Origin of the sequence: Moorena sp. SIO4G3, from assembly GCF_010692305.1 — a bacterium.
Taxonomy (GTDB): Bacteria; Cyanobacteriota; Cyanobacteriia; order Cyanobacteriales; family Coleofasciculaceae; genus Moorena; species Moorena producens_A.
The window spans coordinates 21,936-34,588 of sequence record NZ_JAAHIG010000003.1 but is presented as its reverse complement, the minus strand read 5'-3'; the positions used below and the strand labels follow the sequence as shown (position 1 = coordinate 34,588).

At 43.0% G+C, this 12,653-nt stretch carries 7 protein-coding genes; 2 read left to right on the top strand and 5 right to left on the bottom strand.

The window, feature by feature from the left end; translation table 11 throughout:
- The 5 genes from F6J99_RS00925 to F6J99_RS00905 form a co-directional block, all read right to left on the bottom strand.
- Positions 1-1,905, bottom strand: a complete 1,905-nt coding sequence (locus F6J99_RS00925) for a hypothetical protein (protein WP_293111314.1) — start codon at positions 1,903-1,905, stop codon at positions 1-3.
- Between the two features lie 223 nt (positions 1,906-2,128).
- A complete protein-coding gene (locus tag F6J99_RS00920) occupies positions 2,129-10,177 on the bottom strand; it encodes a LamG-like jellyroll fold domain-containing protein (RefSeq protein ID WP_293111313.1) in 8,049 nt (2,682 codons plus the stop codon).
- Positions 10,178-11,027: 850 nt separating this feature from the next.
- Complete coding sequence (locus tag F6J99_RS00915; protein ID WP_293111312.1) at positions 11,028-11,246, bottom strand: hypothetical protein; 219 nt, start codon at positions 11,244-11,246, stop codon at positions 11,028-11,030.
- Positions 11,247-11,269: 23 nt separating this feature from the next.
- Positions 11,270-11,500: an addiction module protein gene (locus tag F6J99_RS00910; protein ID WP_293111311.1), complete on the bottom strand. Its 231-nt coding sequence runs from the start codon at positions 11,498-11,500 to the stop codon at positions 11,270-11,272.
- Positions 11,501-11,958: 458 nt separating this feature from the next.
- Entirely contained in the window at positions 11,959-12,096 is a 138-nt protein-coding gene (locus tag F6J99_RS00905) for a hypothetical protein (protein ID WP_293111310.1), read from the bottom strand.
- A 30-nt stretch (positions 12,097-12,126) separates the two neighbouring features.
- Between F6J99_RS00905 and F6J99_RS00900 the strand changes: the two genes are divergently transcribed.
- Complete coding sequence (locus tag F6J99_RS00900) at positions 12,127-12,291, top strand: helix-turn-helix transcriptional regulator (protein ID WP_293111309.1); 165 nt, start codon at positions 12,127-12,129, stop codon at positions 12,289-12,291.
- The gene (locus F6J99_RS00895; protein WP_293111308.1) at positions 12,275-12,619 is read left to right on the top strand and encodes a hypothetical protein; all 345 of its coding nucleotides are present in this window, start codon (positions 12,275-12,277) and stop codon (positions 12,617-12,619) included. Before F6J99_RS00900 ends, F6J99_RS00895 begins: the two co-directional genes overlap by 17 nt.
- The last annotated feature ends 34 nt before the right edge of the window (positions 12,620-12,653 follow it).

The following is a 12,653-nucleotide window of genomic DNA, read 5'->3' as shown; positions in this document are numbered from 1 at the left end:
CTACTCGGGTAATAATTCCGAAACATCCGCGTCATCAAAGTTGATAACATCCCTCGCTACAATGTTGACCTCCTTGACTAGAGATAGGACTATATCTTCCAACTCCTCTGCTGTAATGATCTGATACATGTTCCAGACAGTGTCTCTGGCAAGTTCCATAGTTTCTTCAGGTGACAACCCAAATTTACCTTTGCGGGCGGGTAATAGTACTTCCCCTATGGCTTCATACAAATCCTTGGTACTACCATATTGACTTTCAAAGTCTAAATCACCAATCGCTCCCTTCTCTTTTAAAAGGTTGACTGCATCGAACAAGCGGTGCATATACTTGGAAGCGCGATAAAATGTTGTGCCATCATCAACTTCTTCAGCAGTGTAATGACGGATGTCTTTGAGGAAATCTCCTAATTGTTCATTGACAGAATCAAGGATTTGATTCGGTGTCAGTGCTGCTAGCACTTCTTGGTTTTTTCCTTGAATGCCCTCAACTACATGTAGAATTGTACCTTTACTGTGATAGGCTTCACTAGCAAAGAATAAAGCGTTACTAAGCTGTCGTTCCACCTTAGCTTTCAGGTTTTGGGCTTCTTCACTATTTTGGTCAGGGAGGGCTGCCACTTGTGCTTGCAGTTCCCTGACTTGTAACATCCGATTGTTATAAAGTTCGTTGCTTTTTTCTAATACTAGGTCGGAGTTTGATTCTTCTTGGGCACGGATTTTCTCGGAAAGTAAGAGTTGACTATGCAACAGTCCATGGCTTTCTACGGGGAGCATCTCATTTTTGGAAATAACACTTTCAATTATGCTTTGAAACCCTAGTATTCTCATTAGTTTGAGGAATGGATTTGCCAAATTGGGATGCTCCCTTTCTACGGGTTGCAATTCAATCAGACTTTCCTCCTTAGCAGTGAGTTGCACTGACGCTGAAGGTTCGCCAGTTGCTTCTAATAATTCCTGGAGGCTGATTTGGTAGATATCATTAGCTGTATCATACTGCCGTCTAGTTTCTGCCCGCTTGGTTGGATCAGTAATACTATTAGTCACCTCTTTCACATAGTCGTCCCATTGAATCTGATTCATGTAGCGCCGTTGTTTTAACAGTGCTAGCACATCTTGATCAGCAGTAGTAATGGGAGCGGTTGCTTCGTTAGGACTATCGGCTGGGGCTACCTCACCCACTGAACCTTCCGTGAGAATGTTTTCCTTTAACGTTAGAAAGTTGTTGGTGTAGAAATTGGTGTCAAAGACAGTACCGGGTTGTTTGCCAAAGATTTCCTTGAAGCGGGCGTTGAGTTCTTGGACGGCTTTGACATCATTAGTGCTGCCATCAGTCACTCCTAGGGTAATATCATAGTCAGAGGTGAGGTCGCTACTACCCACTGAACTGGCTACCAAACCCGGATACTTTTGCCGCATTTCATCGATTAAGCTATTTACTAGTTGTTTACGGAAATCAACTAATTTCTTTAGGGCTTCGGTATCTTTTTTGAGGGTAGTGTGAATGTGTTTCCAGTCGGAGTTAAGACCTTTGATGGCATTTTGACAGTCCTCATTACTCCATTCCTGAGGCTCCTGTGCGATACTGAGTTTATTAGTTAAACTTTCGCGGGAATGGTTAATCTCCTGCCTTTGATTATCTTGTTCCCGTCGTAGAAGTTTCTCAGCGATTTCTCTACCTCGGATCTTGACAGCGAGCTTAACCTGCTTCCATCGTACTGCTGCTTGAGATAGTTCTGGTGTTGGAGTAATACGACGGAGTCGAAACTTAAGTTCCCTAAGACTGACTTTTTGACCCCGTTTGAACTTAAGATCTCTGTATTTGTATCGCTCACCCCGTTTGAACTTGAGATCTTTGTATTTGTATCGCTTACCCCGTTTGAACTTGACCCGTGATCTTGTTGGCATGATTGCTTCCTTGTTATATCTTCTTGGTATTAGCTTTGAGGAGGGTGAGTGGAGATACAACCGCCACTCACCAGAGGATTTAATATCATGTCCGGATAATTAGTTATCACAAATCTTATTCGATGAAACCTTACTCCTTTGCTTCTGCCTTCTGCCTTCTGCCTTCTGCCCTCGATTTACCAAAGTGTAAGTATTCAACCGGACATGATATAACCTAATTGAATCAACTCTTGATATCTTTGAGCATTTTCAGAAGTTGATCGACCTTGCTTTCAAGAACTTTCTGCTTTTGAGATATATCTTGGAAGTAGTTGACAACTGCTATGGCAACTCCATCTTCAGTAGAAGTTTGATGGACATTCCGACCAAAGCCCATTAGTGCTGGACGTTCTACATAGGTGACTCGATGTAGTACCCGCCAGGTTTTATTTGCTTTACCTTTAGCTTGGCGCAAAGCACGGGCTTCTTCATCGTTACTCGCAAGCCACTCAGGATCGACAACATAGGTGAAAAAGTCATTAAAGTTTTGAGTGCTGCCTTCGAGGTAGAAACTCATAAAGCGGTAGCGGTCTACTTTTTCTCCGGGCTGTAGTGGATAATCGTTTTGATCTGTAATTGCCTTACTTTCAACCCCACTGAGATCGACATATAACTCTATACCTTTGCTACGAGCTTCAGTTTTACTCATGGTTTGGGTCATGTTTAGGGTAACCTGAGCAGTGAGTTCACCAGCAACTCCCCCTGCGGTAAACTCTCCCAAGAATCCTAACCCAGCGTTTAAGGTAAACGAGCCACCCACAGTATGTTCTGCGGTATTAGCAAAGCTTTGAGCTTCTGTTCGCATTCCGCCATCTGCATCCCAGATATAGGTGTTGACAATATTGCGTTTGCCTGCGCGAATTTGGATGTTTTCCATCTTCTTCTGCCAACCCGCAAAACTGTCTGTGGCGTGAACTCTTGTCTCTTGGTCGGTAATCTTGGTATCAATTTCTTTTTGCTTTTGCTGGGCTGCTTCTGATTGCTTTTCAGCCGCTGCTCCTGCTTCTTCCTCAAATTGTTCTTTTTGTCTTTCTTGGGCTGCTTGTTTTTCCTCCTCTGTCAACTCCTGATCTGGTTTGTCTTCCTCACGGGTAACTCCAATTGTTTGAGGAGCTTCGCCACTGTCTATTCTTCGGTTCAAAAAGATTTCATCCAAAAATAAACCCGATACACTCGCATTAAACTGGGCAAAATATGACTCTCGCCGCTTATCTTCATTCTCAATCTGCTGTTTGAGGTCGTAAGCTTCCTGGAGTCGATAGTAACTCGCGGGATAAAGTGAGCCATATTGGGCACGCATTTCTGGGACATGACGGAAAAAGCGATCGCTACTCGGACTACTGCCTGTCATCCCATCCAAACTACCGTTCATAGTATAAGCGGGATTGATTAAGAAGGTGATAGTATTAACATCTGGTGGAATACCATCTACAGGCTGTACCTGATAACCAATCATTTTCTTACTGCGTTGCAGGCGAGTGATAAATACATCTGCCAAACCAGAAACGACCAAAGCATAACCAACGTTTTTGGGAATAAACCGTTGCCCAAGATGAGGGAATTTTACGGTTGATTCTGGCGTACCCCGCAACTCTAAGAGATCGCTCATGCTTAGTGCAGAACTGGAAGTAATATTACTTTTGTTTTGCCACTGGTAGCTAGAGTCAAGGTTCCCTTTAAAACCCGCTTTCCATTCTCCGAGTTTTGTTTCAACTCCAATACCACCATAGACGTCACCAGCCGCACCGTAAAATAGCTCAAGATATGCTCCCAAACCTACATCCTGAGAGCGATTCCAGCTAAACTCCACATCTTCAGACATAGCTAATTCCACTGAAGTTGCACTGGTGTAATCAATCTCGACAGTTAGATTTTCGCTGGGAACTGGGGGCGCACCTTCAATATAACCGAGGAGGGTAGGAGCAAACTGAGCATTACCAATCCATTTGAGTTCTAGTGTTTCAATTCGCTTGTCTGGCAATAATTCCACACCATTGAGGGCAGGGCTGGCGAGGAAACGCCGCATAATGGCAGATTTCCGATTGGTAACTTTGTCTATGGTAATGGTGCTGTACTCTGCACTGACTAAAGTATTGCTGCCTATCGGCAAGGTATTGTCATCTTTGAGGGTTGCTCCCTTGACCGTGCCGTGATTGTTACCTGTGAGGTCACGAACTTTGAGCGTATCTCCTTCTGGTTCGATGTGATTTAAGGGCCAATAACCAACTAAACCTGACTCTTTACCGGTTAGGCGTTGGGACATATCCGCTTGGATTTCTTCAGCCGTGCGGGCGGTATTCCAGATACGGACTTCGGCCAGACTTCCATTTAAGTTTCGGGAATTTGAAGAACTTGATCTTGATAATGCACCAATGATTAGGTTATTGCTTAAAGCGAAAGAACCAGTTGTATCCCTGGAAATATCTAGTTCTCCATCCACGTAAATCTTCACTTTTGCTCCATTATAGGTTGTGGCGACATGATGCCACTGACCGTCGTCTACTACTTGGCTACCAGTTCTCCACGTGGGTGATACACCACCCCAACCGAATTCCAGGATACCAGGGTGAGTGTGATATGGTCCGAATACATTGAACAAAGGCTGATTTCCCAAATTAAAAATGACTTGATCGCTAGTGGCTCTTGACTCTATACTCTTGTGTCGCTTTATCCTAATCCAGCTTTCAATTGTAATGCTACTGGAAATATTCAAACTATTTACATTTACAATGGGAATTTCGACATAATCATCCACCCCATCAAACTGCATTACCTTATGTCCTAGATTACCAATGGGAGCCGCACAACCCCACCACATAGCACCAATAACAGTACCGTTATTACCGCTAATAGCATCAGTTACTGTACCACTATTGGCACTATCAGTATTGCTGCTAATAGGCAAGGTATTGTCATCAAAGAGGATTGCTCCCTTGACCGTGCCGTGATTGTTGTTACCTGTGAGGTCCAGAACCTTTTGTTGATCTCCTTCGGATTGGATTTCATTTAATTGCCAATAACCAACTAAACCTGACTCTTGACCCGTTAGGCGTTGGGACATATCCGCTTGGATTTCTTCAGCCGTGCGGGCTTTGTTCCAAATGCGGACTTCGGCCATTTGACCATTAAAGTAACGGTTAATAAAATCTGTACCAATTCTTACATCATCTCCACTAGCTGTATTGACCTGCGTTTCTAATTTAGTATTACTGGTATCTAGCTGACCATCAACATAGAGTTGGACACTGCTGATATTAGCCGGGTCGCTACTAGAAAAAGTACAAGCTACATGATGCCATTGACCATCATTAACTGCTGTATTGCCAACGATATAGCCACCACTAACTTCTGCTCTAATCGCGCCCTTAGTGCCATTGGAGTTTTGCACCCTAAATACCCATTTTTTTGTCTGACTATCTGTTCCCCATGAAACTATTACTGGATTGTTGATGGTTGTTTTGATCCAAGCTTCAACAGTCCTGGAATTATTACCTGTTATCCCTTTGTAGCCTGAGATCTCAATGTAATCATCTACCCCATCAAACTGCATCACCTGATGTCCCAGATTTTCAATGGTAGCCGCATCAGTATCTGTACTCTTGTTATCAGTATCTGTACTCTTGTTATCAGTATCTGTACTCTTGTTATCAGTATCTGTACTCTTGTTACCACTACCCGTTAGGTCTCTTACTTCAGTTCCTGTGGCTTCGTTCAAGGGATAGTAAGCTACTAATCCGGGTTCGTTACCACTGAGTCGAGTTTTGCTGTTAATCGCAATCTCTGCTTCACTTAAAGCCAAATTCCAAACTCGAATTTCTGCCAATTTGCCAAATTGCTCAGAACCGGTGGTACTATTACCAATGGTAGAGATACCAATATTAGTAGCTTGGCAGATTGTTGTTTTTCGTTGCTCAATGCTTGCATCATCAGTTGCTGCATCAATGAATGCTTGCTTAACATCAGCGACTTGACGACCATCGATATAGAAGATGGTGGTAGAATCTTTGCCAACAGCCGCTAGATGATGCCATCCGGGAGTTAATCGCTCCAGATTATAGCCGCTATCATAAAAGACTCCATCAACCCGTGTTCCCAGTTTTGACTTGTCTTCAATCACTACGGGAGAATCACCATCTGTGCTACCCATTAAAACTTGTCGTTCAGGCTCATATCCAAAGTAAAACCAGGTTTCTACTGTCCATGAATCGCCCAAAAAAACCGGATTTGCCAACTCAATTTTGTCGTTAGCACCAGCAAAGTTGAGAGCAACAGGAAGTTGATCGGGGAGCCACTGTTCAAAAGTAGTATTTTGACTATCGGAGGTAGCGTCATAATTTGTCAAGCGCATCCGACCTTGATTGTCAAAGTAGCTCAGTTGCACGTTACCTTCACAGCTTTCAATCGCTGCGATGCGCGTCGCAGGAGAGACAAATCCTAGTAATGCCCCTTTGGTAACTAAACCTTTTTGGGAACCTTTACTGACAGTATGGAGTGTTGGTAGGGTTTGGGGGGTTTGTTGAGTAGTTCTGATTGTGTTGATTACTGTTGTATTGGCAGTATTTAAATCACTTTGAAGTTGAGTCAGTTGATGGTTAACTTCTTGAAGACGAGCTTCCAGCGTCGGTTTTTCAGATAAACCTGCTGCAAGTAAATCTTGGAGTTGAGTTAGTTCATCTTGCTTTTCTATGAAATCTTCTTCTTTCTTTTCCCATGCTGTTTGAGCTGTTTGAATCCTGTTGTTGGTTGTTTGACTGGTTCTACTTATCTTAAATAAAGTTGGAGACGATCCAAATGGAGACGTACCATAGCCCAAAGTTCCATTACTTGTATTCCACTCCATCCATCCTACCAGATTACTGCTAACTGTTACTCTTTCCCAAGAACTGTCTACTTGGGTCTGTAAGTAGTAAAAATTGCGGTTTTTTTCAAATTTAAATAAATTTCCCTTGATGTTTTCATTGATGGCATCATCGTTCTGATAATATATATTATTGTATTTCCTATAAACTACTATCTTTTTCCACTTGTTTTTAACTTTGACTGACAGGTAGGCCTGACCAGGATTTTCTTGTTGCTGAAATCGGAATAAATTTCCATTTCCGCTCTTCCACACTATCACTCCCAGACCATCATTATCAGGTTGAGGCGGGTCACAATGTATTCCCAACCAAGACTTTTCTACTTGGACACTGAGATGACATTCATAATTAAAAGGATTGGCGACTTCTTGATCATATTCAGATCTGAGAGTTTGCTCTTGCTGTTGAAGGGATGCCACCTCTGTTTTTAATGCTGCTACTTGTTGTTGTAAGATAGGCAAATTATCTAGTAGGGCAATCTTGTCTTCCAGTTTCCGCTTTTCCTTTAGTAGTACCGCTTCTTCCCGTTCTTTCTGCTCTAATATCTTTAATTTTCCCGGTAACTCAGCATAGTTATCTGCCAAGGTCGATAAACTAACGCTATCTGTATAGTTAACCTCAGTAATGCTATCAGATAGTAACTGAATCCGATGCTTACGAATCTCCAACGTTGACCATGTACCTTTAACATTACCCAGTTCAAAGCTACGGATCATTGCCACCCCATCGGGTACGGTAAAACGACAGGTGGCTTTATACCAGTCATTGCCTAAAGACTGAAAGTCACTGGTTTCAATCGTAAAATGTTTGTAATCGATACGTTTTTTCGCACTACGGCTTGTTTTACCCCAATAGGAAAACGTAAATAACTTGCCGTTTTTACCATCAACATTATTCGGATTTACAGGGAGCATCTCATTTTTGTGCATAACACTTTCAAACCCTAGTATTTTCGTTAGTTTGAGCAATGGATTTGCCAAACTGGGATGCTCCCGATTTACGCTAGGGTCAGTTTTGAATTCAAACGTTTCGATATAGGTAGCCCGGGCACTCACCGCCACCAAATCATCATTGCTGTATTTAACAGCTTGGGTAGTTCCATCTCCTAAAGTGCGACTGAGAGTAATCGCACTCACAAAGGCATCCCCATAAACTGTCCCGTCGTTTCCGTAAACGGAGAAATCAACAACTTTTCTTTCCGTATCCCCAGTGATTGCACCCAGTCGCCAGTAGCCCACTAAATCTACTTCCCGTCCGGTAAGTTGGAGGTACATGCTGTCTTTGATTTCTTTAGCAGTCCGAACCTTATCCCAAACTTGTACATCAGCAATCTTGCCAGCAAAGGATTTCCCAATCAAAAATTCAGGCTGCCAATTCTCGGGAGGATCAAAGAGTGATGCCACTTCTGTCGGAGTTCCCACCTGCTGACCATTCTTACACAGAGTTAAGATGGTTTTGTCACTGGCTGCATCAGAGGAAATAATCCCGGCGTAGTGAACCCATTGACCTGTTGGAATCGTAGTTGTATCTGTGGTTTGACCCACACCATTGGCACACTTGACTTTCAACGCTACAGTGCCGTTATTAACCAGCAATTGAATGTGTTCGTCTTCTTCTCCAATAATTATCTGTTCGCCACTACCCGTAGCTGAGACATAAACCCACGCTGAACAAGTATATCCAAAGGAAAATTCTTCCGAAGGAGGGGTTAACTCTAGGGCTGGGGTTTTGATATACTCATCAACACCATTAAACATCACTCCGCGCCGCTTGCGGGATTCCAGTTTCAGGTTGACTGCTTCACCCGGTTTCCAGAAAAGATTATCAATGGTAAAGTTTTGATCATCAATTTTGGTAATTCCATAGATGCCGTTATAGTGAGTGGTATCGACAATTTGGACTTCATCACCCGCTTGTAAGCCATGATTGAGAGCCGTGATTTGCAGCTTCCCATCGGCTACTCTTTCCACCTCAGTAATGATGCCATCAAAGACTAAACCCGTTTCTGTTTTCGGCACCACTTCCCAACTGCCAATTTCACTGTTCACCCAATCGGCAGCAATTTCAAAAGTATCACCATCGATACTGATGACTTGATAATGACCGTTGTAATTTTGTGTGTTGGAAATTTTGACCGTATTGCCGGTTTTTAAACCCGATGATGGGGAAGAAACAATCTGAACTCTATCTTCATATCCTCTTTCTATACCCGTAATCTTCGCTTGGGGTGGTGGTGTCGAATCCCCAATCGCTTTAATTTCATCTAGGGTATTTAAGGGTAAAAGTAAGTCCCGACTCTGACTGCGTAGAATGTTAGTATTGTCGGGATTTTGATCAATCTGAGACAAAGTACCATCTGTTGCTACAGCAAAACTCAAGGCAGCCACATTTCCCTGTTTTGTGGGAATTGCGACCATGACCTTGGTGGAACCTTTGAGCAGTTGCATTCCATCTTTAGTTTGCTGCTCTTTCTGGATATCGTATTTGGTTGCTGACAAGCCATTAGCTACCTCAACACCATTGAGATCCAGCTTGCGCTTAATAATACCCGGAATAGAACGAGGGATTAAAGCATTCTTAGCTTCGGGTCTGGGTTCTAAAACGGTATAGTCTTTGAAATCAAACAATCCCTCTGCTGAAGCGCGAATGGAGGTTAATTCTACCTTCTGAGTTTGAGAGTTGTAAGCAAAAATGTGCCAACGGTATTTGTCGTGTTCATTGGTCGGTAACAGTACCACTGAAAACCAACCTTGGTGAAGGTTCTCAATCAGAGTGAGTTCAGTGGTCGGTTCATAGAAAGGCTTGCCATCAGCATCGCGAAAATCTAAAGAATCAATATTTGAGAGTCCACCGTTAGCATTTTTCTTCATACTGGCGATGGGTTGATACTTCTGACGCGATCGCTTAAACCGCACGTCTAGCTTCCGCACCAGTTGATTGGTCATGCCATCGAGGACAAAACGGTCTACCAATAAGGTATTGGGAGTCGTTTCGGTAGAATTTGCCTTAGATTGACGAAAAACATAGAGGTGACCTGTTGCCGAAACTAACTGTACCGGAAAAGCTGCTGATTCATTCTGGGTTCTGTAGCGCGTACGCAGAATAAATGTGCTGGTCTCAGCCTGATGGGTTAATTCCTTAGTTTCTTTGTCAATTACGGACTGGTCATCCTGTGCTTCATTAGGAAATTCCAGTTCTTGCCAATCTTCCCAACCTGTCCTTTGGTCTTCGGGGGTGTTGAGGTAGGAGTCTTCAAACCCATCCTGCTTGATGGTGTACCAAATCTTGCCGTCTGTATCGGTGGCAACAACCACAACTTTGCCTTCATGGGCAATAGTATTAACGAATTGAACCTTGTCCCGTAGTAGATACATAACCTAAGTAATTTTCACAAACCACTATTGACAATATCGTTAAGAATGCTATTCCCTCCAATAATTAACATTTTTTTTGTTTTTCGTTCCTGGCAGAAAAATGCCTAAATGTCACATTTACTTTACAATATTTTACACAATTCGGCACATTTTTATTTTCACTATTTATCGTTTATCACCAACGGCAACTTAGTCTTCGCGCATCAATAAATAGTCACGCGCCAGGCGATCAATTAATAAAAAAGTTTTATGTTGTGTTAGTAATAATGATTGCAATAACAAGATTTTATTCGCTAGTTTAAATGCCAAGGTAAAAGCTTTATTTGAAACTTTAGCAAGTATTATAAAAATTATCAAATTGTTACTGTGTTTTAATTTACTAAAATATAGCGGTTTTCAATTAGGTGAGATACATGTTTTTAGGGAGCTAAGGCCGTGGGCCACGGGAACGGAGCAGTGGCAAGAGCCCGTATTAAAAAAAAATTTTTTAGTTGAATAGCAGAAGTATCCTTGTACAGTAAGCTTTCTGAGTTTTTTAACTGTAAATTTATAATAAAAGGTACTGAAGAAGCAATGTCTTAACTTATAACCTTAGTGCTATAACGGCTTAGTTGTCCGAATCACGTACCAAACCTCAGATCATTTTATGCATCTGATGGTTTCTCCCTGACACGCTCTTTCCAATATCCTGGCTCACGACTACAGTGCATCACCGCCACAATTAAAATGTAATCTTCCTCAATAGTGTATAAAATCCCGTAGGGAAATTTACGGGGTGCATCTCATATTTGTAAAAAAGTTGCGTAGGGTGCGTTAGGGGGAGCCCTCATTTTCTGCCTCGTAGTCAGGTTTAGGAAAGCTCGTCCCGTAACGCACCACCCAAACAGCGAAAATGAGATGCACCCAATTTACCTGTCAGACATCGACGAATATCTTCATCAAGAACAGCCCAACGAGTTGGTGACGCAACAATTCGGAAAATTGCATCCTCAACTACATTGATAAATGCCTGTGCCAATTCAACTCTACGCTCTGCGTAAAACTCGACTGCTTCACCATATTCAGTCAAGGCTGCTGGGTGAAAGACCTATTTCATGGCTCTAGAAGTTCCCTCACTCTAGCTAACCCTTCCTCTCCAGGAATAGGCTGAACCATACCACTTCGGATTTCATCTCGACGCTTCTTAGCTTCACCTACCCAAAGTGTTTGCAGTTTCTCGTCTACATCAAACTCAAGACTTTCAACCAGCTTCTCTGCCAACAATGCTCTCCATGCACTGGGCAAAGATAAAGCTTCTTTGATTACTTGCTCAACAGAGACCATAACATTCGGGCATCATAGATAATACCCAGAGTCTAGCAAAAAAGTAGTAAATATAACACAGAATCAAAATGCGATTGACCGTAGGTCACGCGGGGCGCGTTCGCATCTGTTGCGATCGCTTCTTGGAGAGAACCCCCTCTCGATAGGTAATGCTTCTGAATGTAATCTCGAGTTTGTGGCTTGTCGGTAGCGTCGTGTTTGCCAGGGATTCTAACAGATGGGCTTGATTAGCTCGAAGCAGCATCAGTAATAAACTGTCTTTGCTACCTGGGCTAGACCATAAATTTCTGGTCCCGAAGGTGAGGCAACATGGCTCACGTTTTCAGGAATACGGATTATTCTTTCCTATCATCATTCACCCTGGAATTGGGTATTGGGTATTGGTCTTGGTCATACCATCGGTCGATGAGGAGGGTGAATGATTCGGGACTATAGTGGTTTGTTATCACCATTGGGGTCTACCAGTGTTCCTGTTGGGAATCGGGAATCGGGAATCGGAACCCACCCCTAACCCCTCCCAGGAGGGGAACGGGAATCGGGAATCGGGAAAAAATCCTGTGTACCTGATTTCTATGATAACCGGTATATAATTTCATAAAATCGAAACTAGCAGGTCAGTTTGCCAGATGAAAGTCACAACTAAACTAGCACAATTAAGAGTTAATTCCGGAAATATCAGTTACGAAGAAATTTCTGAATCTACGGGAATCGATCGGCAAGAATTAAGGGAACTAGAAAATGGGGAAGCGAATGGGAGTCACGCGTTCGCAAAGCGTGGCCTACGGCCTTAGCTTCCGCGCTTGTGCGATCAGCTTCGCTGCGCCAAAGGCGATCGCTTTTACTAACCTCGCTCAACTCTGTGCTTTCTTTCACTGTAGTCCCAACGATTTATTGATAGTAGACTGGGAGGGGGAAGAAATAGCCCCACCTACTGCTGAAGAAATAGAGAAAGCTTCACAGATAATCAAACAGGCATTTGCCCGTGCTGAGGCGATGCCACCTGTGCGGAGGAAATTTGGGATAGTTTTGAAGGGACTATCGAAGGAATTTCATCGAGAAAATTCACGCTTGATTTTCCAGGCTTTTAATTTAGCGCGAACCGCTTCTTGTCCTGGTTGAGGAGGCTTTTTAGGAATCTGCTCAAAACGACGTT

Coding starts and splice junctions, on each gene's coding strand:
- F6J99_RS00925 (WP_293111314.1), bottom strand. CDS start 1,905: ATGCCAACAAGATCACGGGTCAAGTTCAAACGGGGTAAGCGATACAAA.
- F6J99_RS00920 (WP_293111313.1), bottom strand. CDS start 10,177: ATGTATCTACTACGGGACAAGGTTCAATTCGTTAATACTATTGCCCAT.
- F6J99_RS00910 (WP_293111311.1), bottom strand. CDS start 11,500: ATGGTCTCTGTTGAGCAAGTAATCAAAGAAGCTTTATCTTTGCCCAGT.
- F6J99_RS00905 (WP_293111310.1), bottom strand. CDS start 12,096: ATGAAATTATATACCGGTTATCATAGAAATCAGGTACACAGGATTTTT.
- F6J99_RS00900 (WP_293111309.1), top strand. CDS start 12,127: ATGAAAGTCACAACTAAACTAGCACAATTAAGAGTTAATTCCGGAAAT.